The organism is Clostridium ganghwense, assembly GCF_026735165.1.
Taxonomy (GTDB): domain Bacteria; phylum Bacillota; class Clostridia; order Clostridiales; family Clostridiaceae; genus Clostridium_H; species Clostridium_H ganghwense.
The window spans coordinates 60309-82561 of sequence record NZ_JAPQES010000008.1 but is presented as its reverse complement, the minus strand read 5'-3'; the positions used below and the strand labels follow the sequence as shown (position 1 = coordinate 82561).

Here is a 22253-nt window from a genome sequence, read left to right as displayed (position 1 = left end):
GCCGCCAGCGTTCGTCCTGAGCCAGGATCAAACTCTCAATTTAAAAGTTTAATCTTTACTCAAATTTATTGACTGACTGTGTTTCCTTACTTCTGTTTAATTTTCAAAGACCAATTTCTTTCTCGCCACCTTGCGACAACTCGCTTAGTATATCACATCAACTCGTCCTTGTCAACAACTTTTTTAAATTTCTTTAAATTCATATTTCGTCGTTAATCTTCCGCCCTCTTGCGGCGACGAAGAATATCTTATCATAAATCTCAAACCAATTATGCTTAATAAATCAGATCTGATTAAATTATCTTTTGCTTTCTACGTGTTTTTTAATTTTTCTATATTATCATTATATTGATACACCTGGAAAAGTATATATTGCATATCCCTTTTACAATCATATTTTAACTACTTCAAATTGGCTTTTTAGTAAACTCTATTGCAAATCGTCTTGTATCTTTATCCCCTATAAGCTGAATTTTAATATTTGGTATCTAAATATGCTATTGAATATGTTCTTTCTGCCAACACATGACTTTTAACAAAGATATTAAATTTATAATTCCAAAAATAGAATAGAGAAAATAATCTAAACCATACATTTTTTATACCACCTTAATTCATACTTACTTCAACGATTGTAAAAATAACTTTAAATCTTTTTTTGTTGATTCGGATAAATTACACCATCTTATTCCTTGAATTGCACCTTCTAAAGAACATAACATGTTATAACAAGCACTACTATCAATCATTTTTATTCTTATAAATGCCTCTTTACTCCCACTGTCTATTAATTCTTCCTGTGACTGAATTCCAACATCTATAAGTTTATTTTCTAATACACTTCCAATATTAAGCATCTTACTAAGTTTAGTCACTGAAACCACTCCCCTCTTAAATTAATTTAATAAAACTTTTCAAACCAAGTTATACATCTTTTCTTATAATCATTTAATAAGTACTAAAGACTTTTTGCCATATAGTATTCATGTATATGTTGTCCATCTACAATTAAAGATTTCTCTTTTACTCCTTCTATTTTAAATCCCATTTTCTTATATAATTTCACTGCCTTTTCATTATACACCATTACTGTTAGTTCTAATCTTGTTATATTACTATCTAAAGTCCATTTTTCTAACTCATAAAACAATTTAGCTCCAATCCTTCTTCCTGTATAATCTTCTAATAATCCTATGACTATATAAGCACTATGCTTTATTCTATTATCAAATCCTCTATCTGCTGATAAAAGTCCCACTATGTTATCAGCTTCATATACTAATAATAATGATATTAAGATAACAATAAACCCAAAATTTGCTTTGACTTCTATAACTTTATTTAAAGATTTTATGCTATATATTTACTTAGAAATTTTCACTAACATCTTATATAACTACGAGGTAAAGATTTAGATAATTCCTCTCTAATCCTCTACCCCGTAGTTATAACCCTTATGGTCATATATTTTATTATTTTCTGTTATCTTTATGTTTTATATTATTTATCGAAATATGGTCAACACTTCCATCAACACCTGTATTATGATTTGTTCTACCAAATGTCTTAATTAGATTTTCCGTTAAATTTACTAGATCATCCTTCATAATTATATTGTCTAGGCTTGATAAAATATCTTGTTTATCTTTTGCTTCTATAGTTGTTTTTTGTTCAATATTATCTTTTAATTGCTTTATTTGTTTATTCTTTACGTCTATTATTCTCTCATATTTTTCCTCCATTTCAGTCCAATTTCTATTAAGTAAATTTATAAATGAAGCCATTTCATCTGAACTACCAGCTATACGATTAAATAATAGAAGATTTAAAGCTAATACCTCTGGAATTTCATTATGAGAATACCTCAACTGGTGATCGATTTCACCATAACCTTCCTCAAATATTGTTCTTACTTGAATTTCTGCTATAACTTTTTGATTTGTTGGGAAAAACTCTATCAAATAATGTACGGAGCGATATCCTGATTTTCTAGAGTGAATTTCAATATTTAATTCTTCAAATCTTTGGGTATCATCGCCTTCTCTAACATTAGCCGTTATTTCAATAACCCTCCAAGTCTTCAAAATAAAATTATGTATGTCTTCCCAATCCTCTTTAAAAATGTGTATTGCTCTAACTCCTATCAAATCAGTTATTTCTTCTTTATAATTCTCAACAGAGAACTGAAATTCTCCTCCATACTTTTCTTTTCTGCTAGATGTCTTTCTAATAATCTTTTCAATTAAGCGTTCAGGATCTTTTACCCTAGACTTTACTGAATGTATTTTTTTATGTGTTCTAAGCGTATCTGCTATAAAATCAGCTTGAGTTTCATAACTATTTTTATATGTATTAAAATCAAGGTATATGTTATTTAAAACATTCCAGTCTATTTCATTTTTTATAATATCATCTTCTATAAGATGATATTTGTTAAAAAACTCTTCTCTTTTAAGGTTCATATTATCCCCCTCCTAGTATAATAAAATATTTTTAAATAGAATACATAGTTGAATTTTATTCTACAATCTTTGTATATGCCCATACTTCTGCTTTAAAATCTATTTCTTTTATAAACTTATCTTTTCCATTGCAATATCCATTAATATCATTAGGAAATTCTAAAGCTAATTCTTGTTTTAATTTAGAATATTTTTCTGCTTCTTTAGGATGAACCGTCATATAATCTCTAAAATTTAAGTGCCTTTTAATTTCTGGATTTCCAACTTGAAAAATATGTACGTGATGAGTTCTATTATATATTCCTTTTAAGAAAAATCTTCTCCCTATAATTCCGTATTCCCCCATGACTTCATATCCAATACTTTTCATAGCATTATTATATTTATCAACATTTTTGATATTATTTATTTCAATTAATATGTCAATTACAGACTTTGCACTCATTCTTGGTATGGAAGTGCTTCCTATATGGTGAATTTTGACTATATCATTTTCCATTATTTTTAATATATTTTCTGATTCTGTTTTAAATTCATCAATCCATTTTGAATTATAAGGTATAACTTTAATAACTCTTATTTTACTTTCATTATTTGTCATATTAAAAACCCCTTTTAAAATAAATATTTATACTTATTCTAGTGATATATTTATAAAAATACTTCTACTTTATTGATTAGGAATACTTTTATAAATATATCATACTATTTAATATAAATATACTTAGGAGTTGAAGTTATGTTAAATGATGATTTTTACACCTTTCGTGGATATATGAGAAAAGCTTCTCATTTGCTAACTCCTTCAATGGAAGATTATATAGAAATGATATATAGGCTTTCTCTTGAAAGCGGATTTACAAGAGTTAATGAATTATCAAAAGCATTAAATGTGCAGCCTCCTTCAGCTACAAAAATGTCTCAAAAATTTTCTGAAATGAATCTTATAAATTATGAAAAATATGGTGTTATAATTCTTACCGAAGAAGGGAAAAAAGTAGGAAAGTTTTTGCTTGATAGGCACAATACCCTAGAAAAATTTTTAAATTTAATTGCTCCAACAAATGATGTTTTAGAACAAACTGAAAAATTAGAACATATAATTAGCAGTGAAACCTTGGAATATATAATTGCTTTTGTTAAGTTTATTGATGATAATCCACAACTCATTAATGATTTTAGAAACTATGTCGAAATGAGAAAAAATTATAAAACAGTATAACTTTGCTTTATAAAAAGGCTGACTATTAAGTCGCCTTTTTTGTTGTTAAATTTAAATTAAGTTATCCTAATTTAAATTCACACATGTATACAAGCTAGCATAACATGAAATTAGCCTAAGATAACTAAGTTAAACGGAACTAATTTTCTGATAAAAAATTGGAGGGATTGTTATGGAAAAACTTAGTAATGTAAGCGTAGGTGATTTGGTAAAAGTTAATGATATAATCGCTCAAGGATTTCTTAGAGAAAGAATGTTAGCATTAGGGCTTACAAAAGGCTCTTATATTGAAGTAGTTCGCAGAGGTCCTTCTGGTGATCCTACTGTATATAACATAAGAGGAGCAATGATTGCATTAAGAGAAGAAGAAGCATCTTTAGTTTATGTTTGTGAAAGTAGTAAATAGCAAGAGATAATTAAGGAGGGTATTATGGGACTTACTTACAAATCTACTGGACAAAATATTTTGTCAGAAATATATACTGTAGAGAAAAAAGTAGGACAATATGTTATAGGATTAGCTGGAAATCCTAATACAGGAAAAAGTACTGTTTTTAATTCATTAACAGGACTTCATCAACATACTGGAAACTGGCCAGGTAAAACCGTTACCAATGCAAGAGGAAAATTTAAATATAAAACCCAAGAATTTATATTAGTAGATTTACCTGGCACTTATTCTCTTTTTGCTTCTTCTGTAGAAGAATTCATCGCAAGAGATTACATTTGTTTTGGAAATCCCGATACAGTTATTGTTGTAACCGATGCTACTTGTCTTGAAAGAAATCTTAATCTTGTATATCAAGTAATGGAGATTACGAACAATGTAATTTTATGTATTAATCTTATTGATGAAGCTAAAAAGAAAAATATAACTATTGATGCAAAAGGAATTGAAAAGGAATTAGGTATACCAGTAGTTCTAACTGCTGCAAGAAGTGGTATAGGTATTGAAGAACTAAAAGAAACTGTTTATAAAGTTGCATCTCAACATATTAAACCAAAACCTAACAGAGTTATTTATCAAGATTATATAGAAGAAATGGTTAATGCTATACATCCTCAAGTACAAGATAAAGTAAACAATATTAATACAAGGTGGCTTTCTTTAAGACTAATTGATGGAAATGAATCTATATTGAATTCAGTGCTTAATCAAATAGATTCAAAAGATTCTCAGGAATTAATAGAAAGTTCCAATAAAGTACGAATAGATAGAGATAAAAATAAAATAAGACATGATATAATGCAGCAAATTTATAAAAAAGCTGAGTACATCAGAGATAAATATATAATTCATAATAAAAATAAACATGATAGAGACAGAATTATTGATAATTATATTACATCAAAAATTTTTGGAATTCCTATTATGCTTTTAATTTTAGCTTTATTATTCTGGCTTACTCTTACTGGTGCTAACTATCCTTCTCAGTTACTTGCCGATTTACTATTTAGCTTTGAAGATATCTTGACAAAATGGTTTAACCATCTTAATGCTCCAGCATGGCTTCACGGTATATTTATCCTTGGACTTTACAGAACATTAGCATGGGTTGTTTCAGTTATGCTTCCTCCAATGGCAATTTTCTTCCCTCTCTTCACGTTACTTGAAGATTTAGGTTACTTACCAAGAGTTGCTTTTAATCTTGATCATCTTTTTAAAAAAGCTTGTGCTCATGGTAAACAGTGCCTTACTATGTGTATGGGTATAGGATGTAATGCTGCAGGAATTGTAGGATGCAGAATTATTGATTCACCAAGAGAAAGACTCATTGCTATATTAACAAACAATTTTGTTCCATGTAACGGCAGATTCCCAACATTGCTTGCAATTTCATCAGTATTTTTAGTAGCAAATTCCAAAAGTAAATTCGCTAGTTTTGCACCTGCATTAGCTGTTACAGCTATGGTAATCATAGGAGTTATAATTACTTTGCTGGTTTCTTATGTGCTTTCTAAAACTTTGTTAAAAGGCATTCCTTCAAGTTTCACCTTAGAACTACCACCTTATAGGAAACCACAAGTTGGAAGAGTTTTATATACTTCTTTTATTGATAGAACTATATTTGTACTTGGAAGAGCTGTACTCGTTGCAGCACCAGCAGGAGCTATTACCTGGATTTTAGGAAACATATATATTGGAAATTTAAGTATTCTAGACCATACAGCTGCTTTTTTACAACCAGTAGCTAATTTAATTGGATTAGATGGATATATTCTAATGGCATTTATACTAGGGCTGCCTGCTAATGAAATCGTACTTCCTGTTCTTCTTATGGCATATCTTTCCAAAGGAGCTTTGATTGATTTTGAAAGTATAGAATCTTTAAAACAAATTCTTTTAAATCATGGCTGGACTTACCTTACTGCTTTAAATGTAATGCTATTTAGTCTGCTTCATTGGCCTTGTGCTACTACCTTGATTACTATAAAGAAAGAGACTGGAAGTTTAAAATGGACTGTACTAGCCGCTGTTATTCCAACTGGTATTGCTTTTATTGTATGTTTTATTACAACAACTATAGTAAGAATTTTATAAAAGTAATAAGGAAGTTCATGCTTAAAAAAATACAAAAGTTCAAAATATCTACAATACCTTTGCTTATATTAAAAATAGTAGCCATAAAATTATATAAATATTATGGCTACTATTTATTTACAATATTTAAATTTTAAAATGTACTTCTTTATATTTTAGGAGATGTAATTTCATTGAATTAAATTATTTAAAAATAGTTCTAATTTACATAGCTCTACCAGGTATTACAGCATCTAATATTCCAATAACTATTGATGCTAATACTGCACCTACTATAGATACCGTCATATTAGGAACTATAAATTGTGTTACATATATTATTAAAGCAGCAATAACAAATCCTTTTATTCCTTTTCCAAAAGGTGATGCATCAACTCCCATAACCCTCTCTACTAAATAATCTATTATAGTTATTACAACTGCTGCTAACACAATTGGCCATATTCCTACAATATTAAAACCTGGTGTTAAAAATGATGTTATTGCTAATATAATAGCAACTAGTGCAAATCGTACTATATACCCAAACACACCAGAAGTACTACGTTCTGTATTCTTATCATCCATAGTTTAAGCACTCCTTTAAAATAAAATTTTAACCTATACACATATAGTTTGCACATAAAGTATAAAAATATTTATTAATTATTACGTTACTTAACTCAACAAATCCAGTAGAACTTTAAATTACTCTACTGGATTTATATTAACATCTTTAAATTTTTATGTAATATTTCCTATTAATGTATTTTCATTTCAAACTTCTCCATTTTTAGCAAAATAAAAAGCCCATAATAAGAATTACTAAGAATACTAAATATACAATACTCATTATAACTGTATCCTTCTACATTATTATACTAACGTAAGATATATCTTCTACCGCTCCATCTTATTCCATTTTTCTATTCAGTTCTGCCGCCAACCCACCTTTTACCTCTTCAATCATTATTCTACTTCTATGCTTTTTAGTTTGCATATAAAGTACAACTACATATGCACAATAAATAGTTACTAAAACTATCCCTGATATTCTACTATAGCTACCTGAATAAGTAAAATAAATCAAAGCTCCTACCAATAGAGAATAGAACACCATGTCTCTTAAAATATCATTTCTATCAGCTTTAATTACTTCATTTCCTTTGTAAGGAGTATAGATAACATTGGTATTATGAGTATATTAAAAATACCTGAACCTGCTATTATAGGTACACCTACATTATAAAAATTACTTTTTAAATAAGTAATATAAAATACGTGCAAACGGTTGCCTAATTTTTATAAAAATTAGGCAACCGTCTCCAATTTCCTTATTAAGAATTCAATATTTATCACCACTTTTTCTTATTTAATACTTCCCGCAGTAATAGATTTAATAATATGTTTTTGAGCACAGAAGTAGAAAATAATTACAGGAATTATAGCTAAAATCAATCCTGCTAAAGCAAGGTGCCATTGTTTTGTATATTCACCAAAGAAGAAGAATGTTCTTAATGGTATAGTCTGAGTACCTGGTCTGTTTATAACTAATGATGGTAATAAGAAGTCATTCCATATCCATACAGTGTTTAATATAGCTACTGTTATTGATATTGGTTTTAATAATGGGAAGATTATATACCAGAAAGTTTGAAATTTGCTACAGCCATCTATCATTGCGGCTTCATCTAATTCTTTTGGGATACTCTTTAAAAAACCATGATACAGGAATACAGATAGAGAAGTACCAAATCCAAGATACATAAAAATTAATCCACCTATATTCAACAAATTAAGTTTTCCCATTACTCTAACTAGTGGTAACATAACTGCTTGAAATGGAATTAACATTGAAGAAATAAACAAGAAGAAAATAAATCCACTTATTTTAGTTTTTGTTCTTTCAAGCATCCATGCTGCCATAGATGCAAATAGTATTATAACGATAACACTACCTATAGTTATCAACAGTGAATTTGTAAGAGCGTTAAAAAAATCTAATCTCTCAAAAGCTGATTTAAAGTTATCGAAAGTCCAACTAGCTGGTAATGCTAATGTACTTTGAAATAATTCTTTTTTTGTTTTAAATGCATTTACAATTATAATATAGAATGGAGATAAGTATAATAGCCCTGCAAAAATACTTACTAAGGTTACTAATACTGTACCAACACTAAATTTACCCTTGATTTTCATTAAGCTTCCACCTCACTCTTTTTAGAAAAATATACTTGAGTTATAGTAATACCACCAACTATTAGGAAGAAAACAACTGCTTTTGCTTGAGCAACACCCATTAAGTTAAATTTGAATGCAGTATTATAAATGTTCATAGCTAACATCTGAGTAGAATTAGCTGGTCCTCCAGCTGTTAATGATAAGTTTTGGTCATATAGTTTAAATGAATTTGATAATGTTAAAAATAAACTTACTGTAAATGCTGGTCTAACTAAAGGTAATACTATGTGTTTAATCTTCTGCCATGAATTAGCACCATCAATTTGTGCTGCCTCAAGTAATTCTGGTGAAATATTTTGCAGTGAAGAAATATAAATAACCATTATATATCCTGCCATCTGCCAAGCCATTAATATTATAAGACCATAAAAACCTGTTTTCCCATCAGATAACCAACCTAATAACCAGTTTTGACCTGTATAAGTACCTATTGCTGAAAATACCTGTGTGAAAACAAATTGCCAAATAAATCCTAAGATAAGTCCGCCAATTAAGTTTGGCATAAAAAATATTGTTCTAAGCATATTACTTAATTTTGATTTTCTTGTAGCAATTATAGCTAGTAGAAATCCTAAAACATTCAATACTATAACTGACAATACCGTAAATTTAAATGTAAACCAAAAGGATTGTCCAAAACTTGGATCGTTAAAAGCTGTAATATAATTTTGGATTCCAACCCAACTAACATCTGATTTAATACCATTCCAATCTGTAAAAGAATAATAAACTCCAAGTAATAGAGGTATAAGTTGAACTAAAGAAAATGCAATGAGAACTGGTCCTACAAATAGCCAAAATGATAAATTATTTTTTTTCATTAACCCTCTCTCCTTTTTTATGTATCTTATCTTTAATTAGTCAAAATCCTGGAATAGTTTAAGGAAACTCTTCCAGGATTATTTATTTTTCTATGGAAATTTAGTGAAAAAGTTTCAGTTTTAAGTTAAATTATTTTCTAGCCTCAGACCAAGTGTTTTTAGCATTTTCAACTAATTTGTCCCAAGTTATATCACCAGCGATATATTTTTGTATATCAGTACCTAACTTATCCATTCCCCAACCAGTTGGATATCCCATGAATACCCATGGCATTGTGTTACCTTCATTAGAATGTTTTAATACTTCTTTAGCTAGAGGATCAGTTGGTTGTAAGTTATCTCCTTCATATCCTTTGAATGCTGGTATAAATTTAAAGTCTTTTATAATCATTTCTTTACCTTTATCTGAAGTATATAACCAATTTAAGAAATCCTTAGCAGCTTTTTTAGTAGCATCGTCTTTAGTACTATTAATAGCCCAATACATTGGTACTCCAACTGGAATTGCACCTTCTTTAACACCATCTAAAGGCATTGGAAGAATTCCAACATTAGCAGCTAGGTCTTTATCTATTCCTTCTATTGAACCATAAGCCCAGTTACCTTGTTGAATTATTGCAACTTTTCCTAAACCAAATTTTTGTTCAACTTGAGTTGCATAGTCAACACTATTAATTGACTTATTTGATCCAGCTGGTTTATAACCATATTTGATTTGTAAATCTAAAAGTTTCTTTAATCCTGCATTATGTTTAAAATCAATTTTTTTAGCATTAAATGTATCAACAACATTTTTAAATTCATTTGCAAATGCAACATTTGATAAATGTAAACCTGTTACCCAAGTTTCTTTACCAGGTAGTGCAAATACTGCTTCTAAACCTAAGTCTTTTTTCTTTGAGTCTAATGTTTGAACTGCTTTTTCTAAATCTGCATATGTTTTTATAGCATTTGGATCTATACCTGCTTTTTTGAATAATTCTTTATTGTAAATAAATCCATAACCTTCTTGGTTGAATGGCATACCAAATAATTTTCCATCTAGTTTAACTGCTTCTAATGTTCCATCGAAGGCTTGAGAAACCCATGGTTGATCTGATAAATCTTCAAGTTTTTCCTTCCAATCAAGAGCATCTTGAGTACCACCTATATTGTATAGTGTTGGTTCTTGACCAGATGCAAATTTTGATTTTAATGCTGCACCGTAATCATCTCCGCCACCAACTGTTTGTAGGTTGATAGTAACATTTTTGTGGTCATTCATATACTCTTTTGTAGCTTTTTCAAGAGCATCTTTAGCTTCAACCTTAAATTGAAAAATATCAACAGTTACTTTTTGTTCTCCTGAGTCTTTTGCAGTATCACCGCCAGTTTTTCCACAGCCAGCCATAATACCACCTGTTAAAGCTAAAGCACAAGCTAAAGCTAAAAGTTTTTTAATATTTTTCATAAAATCCCCCTCCATATTCATTATATATATTTTTAAATTTAAATCGGGAAAACGTTTGCACAAGTTAATTGTAATACTTTTTAGAAAATTTGTCAATTAACATTTAGTAATTTTATAAGATATATTATGTATTTTTTATTTCTTAATATATATACTTATATATTGTGTACAATATACGCATATTATACATACCTTAGAAGGATTTAATTTCACATATCCATCGTCTATAAAAACTTCTATGCAATGACCTGCGAAATTTTTATCCAATATATTCCTTTTACAACAATTATACCATAGTTATTTAAATTAATGTAGTATGTAATATTACGTATTTTATACCTTTATTTTTCATTCCAATCTATGTTATAGTAACATTATTATCATTAGTTTTAGAATTCTTTAGTAAAATCAGTTTTAAATTTAATATAATATCTAAAAAGGTGGAGATTTAATTGAATACATTAAAAATAAGAAATGTTTTACCAGAGGATTTAGATTGTGTTACTCAAATAGAGGCTACTTGTTTTCCAGCTGCTGAAGCAGCTCCAAGAAACGTATTTAAGGAGAGATTTTCAGTTTTCCCTGAAGGCTTTTTTGTAGCTGAATTAAATAATGAAATTATAGGATTTATTAATGGAGGAGTAACAAATGAAAACCATATAGAAGATGAATTTTTTGAAACTATGAATCTTCATATACCTAATGGAGATAATATAGTAATCTTTGGTCTTGATGTACATCCTAAATATCAAAGAAGAGGGTACGCTAAAGAGTTAATGAAGCATTTCATTGAAGCAGCAACAAAAGATGGTAGAAAAAATGTATTGCTTACATGCAAAGATCATTTAATAGAATATTATAAACAATTCGGTTATGTCAATGAAGGTGTATCTGAATCTGAACACGGCGGAGCTAAATGGTATGATATGTATCTTGAATTAAAATAGTACAACTCTTCATTCTTCTATTTATTCAAAAGGTAACCCCCACGACATTAATGTCGTGGGGGTTAATGATGAAACGGACTTTGTTTTGTTATGCAAACTCATCCAACTATAATCAGCCTCTTATGTGATTCGTGTTCCTCAGACCAGAATTTTGCCATCCGACTTCCTTCAGATTCCACCTCACAATGGACACCCTTGTCATTGGCTAACGCCTATATCACCTTCAGCGCTAGGGACTTTCACCCTATAGATTACGCCCATGCTGGGTGCACATAACATAAAGAGTCTTAAACCTTAAGGTTTAGGACTCTTTATTAAATAATTATTTTTTTGCTAAATCTGCTGCATTTGCACCAGCTATTCTACCATATGTTGTTATATCCGCTACAGCGTTTCCACCTAGTCTGTTTGCACCGTGTACTCCACCTGTAACTTCTCCTGCTGCAAATAATCCTTCAATAACTTTTCCAGATTTATTAATTACTTGAGCTTTAGTATTGATTTTTAATCCACCCATAGTATGGTGTACAGCTGGACCAACCTCAACAGCATAGAATGGAGCTTTGTTAAGTTGAGTTTTCATATTTGGTCTTTTGAAATCTTTATCATTTTTAGATTCAACATAAGTATTATATGTGTTTATAGTTTTTTCTAATTCAGCAGCATCTACACTGATTTTTTCAGCTAATTCTTTTACTGAAGATGCTTCTGTTAATAAACCAAGTTTAGCATATTTTTCTATCGCACTTAAGCTTTCTCTTACATTTTGATCGAACACTAAGAATGCAGTTTTTCCTTCTTGCTCTAACTCAGCTTTAGAAACAACATCTCTTGTTTGTAATTCATTAATAAATCTTTTAGCTTGTCTATTAACTAAAATTGCACCATTACCTCTAACTGCTTCTGTTATCATTTTGTTTTTCTCAGGTACTACAGTTGGATGTGTTTGTATTTCAGTAATATCAACTAACTCTACATTTAATGGTTCAACTAAATCTAAAGCATCCCCTGTAGCTCCTGGTCCATTAGTAGTCCCAAATCCTTTTAATTCCGGTTTGTATTTTACAACTTTTTCTTGATTAGCTCCAAAACCACCTGTTGTAATAACTACAGCTTTTGCTTTTATATCGTATTTAGCTCCACCAGCTACTTGAACTTTTACACCTGTAACTTTATTACCCTCAACTAATAATTCTACAGCTTTTGTTTCTGTTCTTATTTCAACTCCAAGTTCTTTAGCTTTTTTGTGTAACACTTCAACTAAGTGTGCACCTACACCTGCTCCTCCTGTAGGTCTGTGAGTTCTATTAACACTAGCACCACCCATTCTTCCTACATCACTTAAGTCAGCTCCTCTTTCAGTTAACCATTCAACTGTTTTAGCAGCATTTTCAGTTAATATTTTTACTAATTCAGGATTGTTTTTATTTTTTCCACCCTTCATAGTATCTTCATAGAATAATTCAATACTATCTTTAATTCCTTTTGCTTCTTGGAATTTTGTTCCTGCAGCATTTAGTCCACCAGTTGCAAAGTTAGTATTTCCTCCAACAACTGCATTTTTTTCTATTAATATAACATTAGCACCTTTTTCTTTTGCTTCAATAGCTGTTGTAAGTCCAGCTCCACCAGCCCCTATAATTACAACATCTGTTGATGTGTTTTCAGCTTTTACTGAAGCTTTAGTAGTTTTTTTAGGCGCCAATTCAATTCCTGATTTTTTAACAGCATCTGCTACTGCAGATATTATTGCTGAACTTGTTATTGTAGCTCCTGAAATTGCATCTACTTCAGCACTATTTGCTGCAATAATAGTATCAATAACCTTTGTAAATGTATCTTTAGTAAATTCTGATTCATGATTCTCAATAACATCGATTTTCTTGATTTCTTTGTTTTCAATAGTAACTTCAACTTTGATTGTACCATTTTTACCTTTTGCTTGTCCCTCAAAAGTACCAGAACCTGATGACGTTTTCTTAGAAGCTCCACATCCAGCTAATGACATAATCATAATACCAACTAATAAAAATATTCCTAGTTTTCTTAAGTACTTCATATTTACCTCCTCTATTGCATCTTTTGTTTGTAGAATGTTTAACTATCTTTATAAAAAGTATATTAAATTTATATTAACAATTCAATGTTAAGTAAATTTATTTCATTTTGTTCATATCGTAAATGAAAATCCACTACTCATCATGATCATAATTCAAAAAAATATGGGTAAATTTTTCTATTCAATTAATAAAAAGTAACAAGTTAATATAGAAATTGTAAATGTTATACTCTAAATATTAGCAAATAAAAAAATGTCTCAAATTATAGAAAATACTTTCCATTTTGAGACAATTCTATTTTAATCTTCCTTTTTTAATCTTCCTTTAATTTATACTTATTTAAAGGTCTTCCTACTTTTCCATATTCCATCTCAAGTATTACCTTCCCTTGTTTTTCTAAATAATCCAAATATCTTCTAGCAGTAATTCTTGAAACGCCTACTATACTTGAAACTTCTTGAGCTGTAATATTTTTTCCCTCTACATTTTTTATGCATTCAATAATTTTTTCGTAAGTATGCTGACTAAACCCTTTAATATCTTTAATATCCATATTATCATCATCATTAAGAGGAGTATTTTTATCATTAAGCGTAATTTTATCTATTATTTCTTGCTCTACATTATCTATATTCTTAAATTCATCTTTTCTATTTCTATATTTCAATAGTGCCTCCTTGAACCTCTTAAAAGCAAAAGGCTTTACAAGATAATCTACTACCCCATAACGGAAAGCTTCTTCCACCGTTTCCATACTTTTGTCTGCCGTAATTAATATTACATCACATTTAATATTCTTTATTCTAATCCACTTTAATAAATCAAGCCCCCGACCTTGGGGGAAAAATACATCTAATAGAATTAAATCCGGTCTACTTGCTAATATTACTTTTTTTGCTTTATCAATAGTATTGACACTATTATGTAAAACATATCCCTCAACTTTATTTAGAAACTTCTCATTTATTTCTTTAACCATTGGATCATCTTCTACTATGAGCACTTTAATCATATTCACTACTCCTTTCCATCGGTATATGAATACTCCAAATAGTACCATTATCCTGAAAAAGTTTTATTTTACCATCAGCTTGATCCACTATTTGCTTAATAATCCAAAGTCCGAATCCTCTGTTACCCCGTTTTGTAGTAACTCCTTTATCAAATATTTTGTCTCTAATTTCTTTATTAATACCTCTTCCATTATCTTGTACCCAAATTTTCAATTCTTTTTCATCAGAATTTATCCTTACTAATATTTCTCCCTCTTCCATTTTCACTAATTCATCTATAGCATTTTCAATTAAATTACCTATGATGGAACAAATTTCTCCCTCTGTTATGCCTTCTGGCAAATCATTTAAATATGATTTTGAATCTATCTTTAAAAATATTTTTGCCTCTGATGCTTTATAATATTTAGCTAATAAGATTCCAGCAATATGAGAATTTTTAATTTTATTATCTAAAAGTCCTACAATTTCTTGTTTCTTTTCACATATATCTGATATATAATTTACTGCTTTATCATATTCTTCTAATTGAATTAATCCCGAAATTGTATGAAGTTTATTCATAAACTCATGATTTTGAGCTCTAAGTTCATTGGTCATTTTCTTTATACTCTTCAATTCTTGTGACATGTGTTTAACTTTAGTTAAGTCTTGAAAAGTAGAAGCAACACCTATAACTTCATTTTTATGATTTTTTAATAAAGTATGACTGCATAATAATGTTTTATCTGAAGAAATTTTTACTTCTCTATCATAAACACTATGTCCAGTTCTTAAAACCTTCATAATTCGTTCCGCATAAACAGAACTAAAATTGTCTATATTTTTTCCTCTGTCCTCATTACTAAACCCAAATATCTTTTTAGCAGTTTTATTGAAAAATATTATTTCACCCTTTTCATTAACAGCTAATATACCATTTTTTAAGCTTTGTAAAACAGTCTCTCTTTGTCCTAATAACAAAGCAATTTCTTTAGGTTCTATTCCAAAAATTGTTTTCTTAATATTATAAGATAAAATTGCAGCACCTAAAATTCCAAATAATAATCCTATTACTAAAGTTAATTTAAAATTAAACATATGGGGTGCAATCTCTTTGTTTACAGTATTGTTTAAAAGTCCTACTAACACTGCTCCAACTTGCTTTTCTTTATAATAAATAGGTGCAAATGCTCTTATTGCTGAAATCAATACATTCCTATCAGCAGACACATAAGGTTGTCCAGTTTCGAGAACCCACTCTTCTCCTCCACTTCTATACACTTTACCTAAAGCATTTTCATAAGGATATGAATATTTTATTCCTTCCATATCCATAACTATAATATATTGAAATCTAGTCTTTTTTCTGAAACTTTCTACTGTTTCTTGAATAACTTTATAATCTTTAGTTGTAGCCAAAGTTTTCTTAATAACGTCCATAGAAGCTACTGTTTGAGCCAAATCCATGGCATTATTTCCCATTTGAGTTTCAACAGTTTTCTCAACTTGTTTCAGCGTCAAACTTCCAACACCTACTATCATTATACTTAAAATAATAGTTATAAATAAAGTTATTTTATATTGTAGTTTCACAAAAATATCATCTCCTGTATTTTAATTAAAAACATGACATTTCAAACTTTTTTTGAAATGCCATTCACTTTAACCGTCAATTATCTTTTTTTTATTTTAGCTTTTTCCAGTGCATTTTTAACAGCATCAAGAAGTCCGTGACTTGTGAAAGATGCCCCCGCCACAGCATTTACATCTACACTATTATATTTTATAATTCTCTCTGGAATCGTGTCATACACTATATCACACAATTCTGGAGTTTCTTGCTGTTCAATTATTTTGATTTTCTTAATTTTATATTTATTAGTAATAACTTCAACTTTTATTTCTCCATGGTGTCCTTGTCCTCTTCCTGTATATGTTCCTTCTTTGTATAAAAGTTTTTTTTGATTAAATAGCATCAATGCAAATACTATAAATACATAAAATATAATCAATACTATTTTCTTCATTATTTACTCCTCCATAAAATACAATTTTGATTTCGTTAAGAGGCTTTGTTTTGCCAAGGACAAATAATAGTTTCCAAAATATCAATAATAATAAACATTACTAGTCCAATAATACTTAATATTACAATTCCAGAATACATTTGAACATAATTAACTCTCATCCACGAATCCATAATAAAATAACCCATTCCATACTTTGTTCCAAAATTCTCTGTAAAAAACAATATGGATATAGCCGTTCCTATGCTAATTCTTATTGATGTAAGAATTGTTGAATAAATGCCTGGAAATATAATTTCTAATATAATTTGAAACTTTGTTGCACCTAAAGAATACATAGGATAATAAATTTCTTCAGGTATATTTTTAACTGCATCTCTAACATTCACAACCATAGGAAAAAATGTAATCAAAAATATCATAATAATTTTAGTAAATTCTCCCAAGCCAAATATCAACATTACTATAGGTAATAATGCTATTTTAGGTACAGGATAATTAAAATATAGTATTGGTGATAATATTGAATCTGCTCTTTCATAAACTGCCATGATAATTGCCAAAGGTACTCCTAAAATCAAAGTAAATAATATTCCAAGCACAACTCTTTTTAAACTATATAATAAATGTAATACCATTTCTGCTGAAAAATTTTTCACAGTATATTTCATAATATTAAAAGGAGTTGGAAATATAGGTTTATTTATGATAAACGCTAAACTTTGCCATAATATAAGAATTAATAAAATAGCATATAAAAAATTAATCTTCTTATATTCATCTAGTCTCATCTTTCTTTTCTCCTTTTAAAATTTTTCTAATTTCCAAGTTCAAAGTTTCAAATTCATTATTAAACTCAAAATGTTCTTTTCCAAACAAATCATTTTTTATAATTTTTTTTATTCTCCCTGGATATGAAGACATTACTACAATTTTTTGTCCTAAATAAATTGCTTCTTTCACATCATGAGTAACTAATATTGTTGTAACCTTATGCTCATTCCATATATCTAAAAACAATCTTTGAGCATCTTCTCTTGTAAACACATCCAATGCTGAAAATGGTTCATCCATAAGCAATAAATTAGGTTTTAGTAAAAAAGCTCTAGCTATAGATACACGCTGCCTTTCTCCTCCACTTAATGCAGATGGATAAGACTTTATATGTTTTTCTATATTTAATTTTTTCAAAAGTTCTTTATAAAATTCCATATCTATATTTTTTTTACCATCCTTCATCCTAGATGATAAAAGAATATTTTCTTCAACCGTTTTCCATGTAATCAAACCATAGTTTTGAGGTATTAGTCCTATTCTATTAATTTGGGGATTAACCTGAACTCCATCAATACAAGCTTTTCCCTCATAATTTTTTATTATTCCAGCAAAAACTTTTAGTATTGTGGATTTCCCTGCCCCAGAAGGACCAATAACAGTACATATTTCACCTTTATCAATATTTAGGTTTATATTTTCCACAGCCTTAATTATTTTATTTTTACTTTTATAGCAAACTGTTAAATTATTCATTTTAATCATATAACCACACCTATATAAATCAAATTCTACCTCGCCAGTGGTAGTATAGTTCATTTTCAATCCCTAAACCTTCTAAAATTCTTCCTACTGTACCATTTACTATATCATCAATAGTTTTAGGTTTTTGATAAAAAGCTGGAATAGGAGGGATGATGACTACATTTAGTTCACTTAATACAAGCATATTTTTTAAATGAATAGAGTTAAAAGGAGTTTCCCTTGGAACCAATACCAATTTTCTTTTTTCCTTTAACATTACATCTGCTGCTCTTATAAGTAAACTGTCAGAAATGCCACAACTTAATTTAGCTATTGTCCCCATAGAACATGGTACAATAATCATTCCATCCGTCTTAAAAGAACCACTTGCTACAGGCGAAAACATATCATTTATTTTGCAAAGCTTCACTTTATTATTTTTAGCATTTAAATTTTGAATCCATTTATTAAAATCATATCCTATTTCATACTCTAGAACTTTCTTGCCATTATCCGTTATAATTAAGTAAATTTCATAATCTCTTTTCACTAATTCTTCTACTAGACGAACTCCATAAATACTTCCACTTGCTCCTGTTATACCAACTACATATCTTTCCAAATAATCACTCCCAGACTTATTAAATGCATTTCTTATAACTGAAAAAACATATTAAATATCCTACTTTGCTAAAATCATATCTACAATAGTAAAAAATAAAATTAAAGGACTAATAATTTGATTTATGCTGTAAGATGCCACTTTCATTTTTTCTCTATTAGATGGAGTTATAATGTAATGCTCTATTGCTAACAGTACGGACGCACCAAATATTCCCAAAAGATAAATCCACGTTAAATTCATAATATAATATAGAGCTATCAATAATATTATCATTACAAAGTGAAATATTTTAGCTATAATAAGAGCTCCTTTTAGTCCAAATCTTGCTGGAATAGAAAACAATCCATTTTCTATATCGAATTTTATATCTTGTGTTCCATAAATTATATCAAATCCTGCAACCCATAATGCCACAACTGTCCCTAAAACAAATGGTGGAAATGCAAATTGCCCTGTAACTGCAATCCACGCTCCTACAGGAGCTCCCGCACAAGCAATACCTAGTACAATATGGCAAATCCATGTAAATCTCTTAGTGTATGAATAAATAAAAAATAAAAATAATGCTACAGGTGTCAATCTTAAACATAAAGGATTTAGTTTATACGCTGCAAAAATAAACATTGCAAAGCAAACTATGACTATTCCCCATACTTCATAATTACTAACTATTTTCCTTGGCATATGACGATTTGCAGTCCTTGGATTTTTCTTATCTATATCTTTATCCACCCATCTATTTAATGCATTAGCTCCATTTCTTGCTCCAGTTAATGCAACTAAAATCCAAAAAATTATTTCAAAAGATGGTATTCCTTTAGCTGCCCAAATCATTCCTATAAGCGCAAAAGGGAGTGAAAATAGAGTATGTGAAAACATAACCAATTCGCCATAAGTTTTAATTTTTCTTAATACCTTAGTATTATTCAATGCCATATTTTTTCCACCTGCTATCAACTAACTCCTTAATTTCTCTTGTCATCTCTATATCATCTGGCCATGGTCTAGTATGCCCTTCCGATTCCCATTTTTTTGTTGCATCAATGCCTAATCTATTTCCATAAAAAGCCGTATTAGAAGCATGGTCTAAAGCATCTAAAGGTCCTTCTGATATTACTAAATCTCTTTTGGCATCAATATTATTGAATACTTTCCAAGCAACTGTAGATACATCATGAGGGTTTACATTTTCATCAACAACAATAATCATTTTTGTATACATCATCTGTCCCATTCCCCAAAGAGCACTCATAACTTTATGAGCATGTTTAGGATAAGATTTTTTAATTGAAACTATAACACAATTATGAAAAACTCCTTCTAAAGGGAAATTCATATCTATAATTTCTGGACACTGAATTTTTAATAATGGAAGAAAAATTCTTTCTGTAGCTTTTCCCAAATAACAATCTTCCATAGGAGGTTTACCTACAATTGTTGTAGGGTATATTGGAGATTTCTTTCTTGTAATTTTTTCTATATGGAAAACTGGATACATGTCTGCTAATGAATAATATCCTGTATGATCTCCAAAAGGTCCTTCTAATCTCATTTCATCCAAATCTACATATCCTTCTAAAATAAATTCCGCATTAGCTGGTACATATATATCATTGGTTATACATTTTACTAATTCTACAGGGGATTTTCTTAAAAAACCTGCAAAAATCATTTCATCAATCATCTTTGGAAGTGGAGCCGTTGCAGAATATATCACAGCAGGATCACACCCTAACGCTACTGATACAGGCATTTTTTTGCCCAGTTTCCTATACTTTTCATATATTTCTCTTCCATCTTTGTGAAGATGCCAATGCATTCCAGTAGTTTTTTTATCATAAACTTGTAATCTGTACATTCCCATATTCTGTTGATTTGTTTCTGGGTCCTTTGTAATTACCAAAGGAAGCGTTATATATCTTCCTCCATCCTCCGGCCAACACTTTAAAATTGGAAGCTTATCTAAATCTGGTTCTTCAATAACTTCTTGACAAGATGCCTTTTTAACTTTTTTAGGAAAAACCCTTGCTAATCTGGCTAGCTTTGGTACCGACTTTATTTTATTCATAAGAGTAGCATAACTTGCTACATCCATGAATTCCATAATTATATTCGCTATTTCATCTAACTCCTCAACTTCCAGAGCCATATTTAATCTTTCATAAGTTCCAAAAGAATTTATAAGCACAGGATATGGTGAATTTTTTACTTTTTTAAACAAAAGTGCTTTACCATACTTTTTCGAAACTCTATCTGTAATTTCTGTTATTTCTAAATCACTATCTACTTCAACCTCTATTTCATGTAAAAGATTATTTTTTCTTAAAGTAGTCATAAAATCCTGTAAATCTTTATAAGCCACTTAATCAACTCCTTAAAATACAGCTTAATAATTTCTATGAATTAGTTTTTCTACAATCTGCTTAAGTATGTCTTTACTTTCGCAATCTGGTAACTTATCAATATTTTCAAAAGCTCTTTTCGTATATCTATCTGCTACTTTTTTTGTTTTTTCTATTCCACCATACTTTTTAATCAAGCTAATAATTTTTTTTACATCATCATCATCAAAGCTTTCTTTCTCTAATATATTAGCTATTTCTCTATTTTTGTCTTCCTCTAATGCAAATATAATAGGTAAAGTATAGTACCCTTGTTTTAAATCCATTTGAGCACTCTTTCCTAACTTTTCTGTATCTCCAGTATAGTCTAGTAAATCATCAATAACTTGAAATGCCATTCCAATATTATAACCAATTCGTCCAAATAGTCTTACTATACTTTCATTACATCCTGCTTCTTCTGCACCTATTGAAAAACTTAATACAAATAAGGCTGCAGTTTTTGCTGAAATAATTCTTATATATTTCCTTATATCAACTTTTCTAATATATCTAAAATGGTATTGTCTAATTTCGCCCATACAAATATTCCTAATAGCTTTAGATATCTTTCTCATTTTATCCATTTTATAATCATACTTTGAAATCATATTAACAGATTGACACAATAGAAAATCGCCAACATACACTGCATATTCTTTTCCATATTTTGATTGTATCGTTTCAACTCCTCTTCGCATCTCTGAATCATCAATTATATCATCATGAACTAAAGTTGCTAAATGAAGCATTTCTATTGTAGCAGCTAGATTATACATTTTTTTTTCATCATATTCTCCAAATTTTGCTGCTAGCAAAAGAAAAGCAGGTCTCAGCATTTTCCCTCCTTGTTCAACAAATGGAGCAATTGACTCTTCAAAATGTTTTTCTGAAGTCTTAATATTCTTTTTAATAATACTTTTAACAGTAGTTAATTCCTCTAAAACTTGAGGATAATCTATCCAAAAATTACTCATCTTATC

22 protein-coding genes and 1 pseudogene are annotated in these 22253 nt (G+C 29.2%); 4 read left to right on the top strand and 19 right to left on the bottom strand.

What is annotated here, in order from left to right; genetic code table 11:
• Positions 1-620 precede the first annotated feature (620 nt).
• From OXH55_RS19005 to OXH55_RS18990, 4 genes and pseudogenes are all read right to left on the bottom strand, one after another.
• On the bottom strand, positions 621-875 hold the full coding sequence (locus tag OXH55_RS19005) for a TfoX/Sxy family protein (RefSeq protein WP_268051731.1): 255 nt from the start codon (positions 873-875) through the stop codon (positions 621-623).
• Positions 876-958: 83 nt separating this feature from the next.
• A complete protein-coding gene (locus tag OXH55_RS19000) occupies positions 959-1294 on the bottom strand; it encodes a GNAT family N-acetyltransferase (RefSeq protein WP_268051734.1) in 336 nt (111 codons plus the stop codon).
• A 376-nt stretch (positions 1295-1670) separates the two neighbouring features.
• Positions 1671-2462 (bottom strand): annotated as a pseudogene (locus OXH55_RS18995) (RelA/SpoT domain-containing protein); the annotation flags it as partial.
• Between the two features lie 55 nt (positions 2463-2517).
• Positions 2518-3063: a GrpB family protein gene (locus tag OXH55_RS18990; protein WP_268051730.1), complete on the bottom strand. Its 546-nt coding sequence runs from the start codon at positions 3061-3063 to the stop codon at positions 2518-2520.
• Positions 3064-3201: 138 nt separating this feature from the next.
• Between OXH55_RS18990 and OXH55_RS18985 the strand changes: the two genes are divergently transcribed.
• From OXH55_RS18985 to feoB, 3 genes are all read left to right on the top strand, one after another.
• Entirely contained in the window at positions 3202-3684 is a 483-nt protein-coding gene (locus OXH55_RS18985) for a metal-dependent transcriptional regulator (RefSeq protein WP_268051729.1), read from the top strand.
• Positions 3685-3856: 172 nt separating this feature from the next.
• Positions 3857-4090 carry a FeoA family protein gene (locus tag OXH55_RS18980; RefSeq protein WP_268051728.1) on the top strand — a complete coding sequence of 78 codons (234 nt, stop codon included), beginning with the start codon at positions 3857-3859 and terminating at the stop codon, positions 4088-4090.
• Positions 4091-4114: 24 nt separating this feature from the next.
• On the top strand, positions 4115-6226 hold the full coding sequence (gene feoB / locus OXH55_RS18975; protein WP_268051726.1) for a ferrous iron transport protein B: 2112 nt from the start codon (positions 4115-4117) through the stop codon (positions 6224-6226).
• Positions 6227-6430: 204 nt separating this feature from the next.
• On the opposite strand, the gene OXH55_RS18970 is transcribed toward feoB, so the two are convergent.
• From OXH55_RS18970 to OXH55_RS18950, 5 genes are all read right to left on the bottom strand, one after another.
• On the bottom strand, positions 6431-6793 hold the full coding sequence (locus OXH55_RS18970) for a phage holin family protein (RefSeq protein ID WP_268051725.1): 363 nt from the start codon (positions 6791-6793) through the stop codon (positions 6431-6433).
• Positions 6794-7118: 325 nt separating this feature from the next.
• Complete coding sequence (locus OXH55_RS18965; protein WP_268051724.1) at positions 7119-7325, bottom strand: hypothetical protein; 207 nt, start codon at positions 7323-7325, stop codon at positions 7119-7121.
• Between the two features lie 248 nt (positions 7326-7573).
• The gene (locus OXH55_RS18960; protein WP_268051723.1) at positions 7574-8404 is read right to left on the bottom strand and encodes a carbohydrate ABC transporter permease; all 831 of its coding nucleotides are present in this window, start codon (positions 8402-8404) and stop codon (positions 7574-7576) included.
• A complete protein-coding gene (locus OXH55_RS18955) occupies positions 8404-9267 on the bottom strand; it encodes a carbohydrate ABC transporter permease (RefSeq protein ID WP_268051722.1) in 864 nt (287 codons plus the stop codon). The genes OXH55_RS18960 and OXH55_RS18955 overlap by 1 nt, the downstream gene beginning before the upstream one ends.
• Before the next feature lie 130 nt (positions 9268-9397).
• Positions 9398-10717 carry an ABC transporter substrate-binding protein gene (locus OXH55_RS18950; protein WP_268051721.1) on the bottom strand — a complete coding sequence of 440 codons (1320 nt, stop codon included), beginning with the start codon at positions 10715-10717 and terminating at the stop codon, positions 9398-9400.
• A gap of 452 nt (positions 10718-11169) precedes the next feature.
• Here OXH55_RS18950 and OXH55_RS18945 point away from each other — a divergent pair, with 452 nt between their 5' ends.
• Positions 11170-11664: a GNAT family N-acetyltransferase gene (locus OXH55_RS18945; RefSeq protein ID WP_268051720.1), complete on the top strand. Its 495-nt coding sequence runs from the start codon at positions 11170-11172 to the stop codon at positions 11662-11664.
• A 322-nt stretch (positions 11665-11986) separates the two neighbouring features.
• Here the strand turns inward: OXH55_RS18945 and OXH55_RS18940 are convergent, their stop codons facing one another.
• The 10 genes from OXH55_RS18940 to OXH55_RS18895 all read right to left on the bottom strand — a co-directional run bounded on the left by OXH55_RS18940 (position 11987) and on the right by OXH55_RS18895 (position 22247).
• Entirely contained in the window at positions 11987-13723 is a 1737-nt protein-coding gene (locus OXH55_RS18940; RefSeq protein WP_268051719.1) for a flavocytochrome c, read from the bottom strand.
• Between the two features lie 314 nt (positions 13724-14037).
• A complete protein-coding gene (locus OXH55_RS18935) occupies positions 14038-14736 on the bottom strand; it encodes a response regulator (protein WP_268051718.1) in 699 nt (232 codons plus the stop codon).
• Entirely contained in the window at positions 14729-16312 is a 1584-nt protein-coding gene (locus tag OXH55_RS18930; protein WP_268051717.1) for an ATP-binding protein, read from the bottom strand. The genes OXH55_RS18935 and OXH55_RS18930 overlap by 8 nt, the downstream gene beginning before the upstream one ends.
• A gap of 80 nt (positions 16313-16392) precedes the next feature.
• Complete coding sequence (locus OXH55_RS18925; protein ID WP_268051716.1) at positions 16393-16746, bottom strand: FMN-binding protein; 354 nt, start codon at positions 16744-16746, stop codon at positions 16393-16395.
• A 35-nt stretch (positions 16747-16781) separates the two neighbouring features.
• Positions 16782-17537, bottom strand: coding sequence for an ABC transporter permease (locus OXH55_RS18920; RefSeq protein WP_268051715.1), 756 nt, complete (start codon positions 17535-17537; stop codon positions 16782-16784).
• Positions 17524-18285, bottom strand: a complete 762-nt coding sequence (locus tag OXH55_RS18915; RefSeq protein WP_268051714.1) for an ABC transporter ATP-binding protein — start codon at positions 18283-18285, stop codon at positions 17524-17526. Before OXH55_RS18915 ends, OXH55_RS18920 begins: the two co-directional genes overlap by 14 nt.
• A gap of 19 nt (positions 18286-18304) precedes the next feature.
• Positions 18305-18886, bottom strand: coding sequence for a UbiX family flavin prenyltransferase (locus OXH55_RS18910; protein ID WP_268051712.1), 582 nt, complete (start codon positions 18884-18886; stop codon positions 18305-18307).
• A gap of 60 nt (positions 18887-18946) precedes the next feature.
• Positions 18947-19825: a UbiA-like polyprenyltransferase gene (locus OXH55_RS18905; RefSeq protein ID WP_268051711.1), complete on the bottom strand. Its 879-nt coding sequence runs from the start codon at positions 19823-19825 to the stop codon at positions 18947-18949.
• Positions 19812-21251 carry a menaquinone biosynthesis decarboxylase gene (locus OXH55_RS18900; RefSeq protein WP_268051710.1) on the bottom strand — a complete coding sequence of 480 codons (1440 nt, stop codon included), beginning with the start codon at positions 21249-21251 and terminating at the stop codon, positions 19812-19814. The genes OXH55_RS18905 and OXH55_RS18900 overlap by 14 nt, the downstream gene beginning before the upstream one ends.
• Before the next feature lie 24 nt (positions 21252-21275).
• Complete coding sequence (locus OXH55_RS18895; protein ID WP_268051709.1) at positions 21276-22247, bottom strand: polyprenyl synthetase family protein; 972 nt, start codon at positions 22245-22247, stop codon at positions 21276-21278.
• Between the last annotated feature and the right edge of the window lie 6 nt (positions 22248-22253).

Excerpts from the sequence above, each read along its gene's own strand:
- OXH55_RS18990 (WP_268051730.1), bottom strand. The coding sequence starts at position 3,063 with ATGACAAATAATGAAAGTAAAATAAGAGTTATTAAAGTTATACCTTAT.
- OXH55_RS18985 (WP_268051729.1), top strand. The coding sequence starts at position 3,202 with ATGTTAAATGATGATTTTTACACCTTTCGTGGATATATGAGAAAAGCT.
- OXH55_RS18980 (WP_268051728.1), top strand. The coding sequence starts at position 3,857 with ATGGAAAAACTTAGTAATGTAAGCGTAGGTGATTTGGTAAAAGTTAAT.
- feoB (WP_268051726.1), top strand. The coding sequence starts at position 4,115 with ATGGGACTTACTTACAAATCTACTGGACAAAATATTTTGTCAGAAATA.
- OXH55_RS18970 (WP_268051725.1), bottom strand. The coding sequence starts at position 6,793 with ATGGATGATAAGAATACAGAACGTAGTACTTCTGGTGTGTTTGGGTAT.
- OXH55_RS18965 (WP_268051724.1), bottom strand. The coding sequence starts at position 7,325 with ATGGTGTTCTATTCTCTATTGGTAGGAGCTTTGATTTATTTTACTTAT.
- OXH55_RS18960 (WP_268051723.1), bottom strand. The coding sequence starts at position 8,404 with ATGAAAATCAAGGGTAAATTTAGTGTTGGTACAGTATTAGTAACCTTA.
- OXH55_RS18955 (WP_268051722.1), bottom strand. The coding sequence starts at position 9,267 with ATGAAAAAAAATAATTTATCATTTTGGCTATTTGTAGGACCAGTTCTC.
- OXH55_RS18950 (WP_268051721.1), bottom strand. The coding sequence starts at position 10,717 with ATGAAAAATATTAAAAAACTTTTAGCTTTAGCTTGTGCTTTAGCTTTA.
- OXH55_RS18940 (WP_268051719.1), bottom strand. The coding sequence starts at position 13,723 with ATGAAGTACTTAAGAAAACTAGGAATATTTTTATTAGTTGGTATTATG.
- OXH55_RS18935 (WP_268051718.1), bottom strand. The coding sequence starts at position 14,736 with ATGATTAAAGTGCTCATAGTAGAAGATGATCCAATGGTTAAAGAAATA.
- OXH55_RS18925 (WP_268051716.1), bottom strand. The coding sequence starts at position 16,746 with ATGAAGAAAATAGTATTGATTATATTTTATGTATTTATAGTATTTGCA.
- OXH55_RS18920 (WP_268051715.1), bottom strand. The coding sequence starts at position 17,537 with ATGAGACTAGATGAATATAAGAAGATTAATTTTTTATATGCTATTTTA.
- OXH55_RS18915 (WP_268051714.1), bottom strand. The coding sequence starts at position 18,285 with ATGATTAAAATGAATAATTTAACAGTTTGCTATAAAAGTAAAAATAAA.
- OXH55_RS18905 (WP_268051711.1), bottom strand. The coding sequence starts at position 19,825 with ATGGCATTGAATAATACTAAGGTATTAAGAAAAATTAAAACTTATGGC.
- OXH55_RS18895 (WP_268051709.1), bottom strand. The coding sequence starts at position 22,247 with ATGAGTAATTTTTGGATAGATTATCCTCAAGTTTTAGAGGAATTAACT.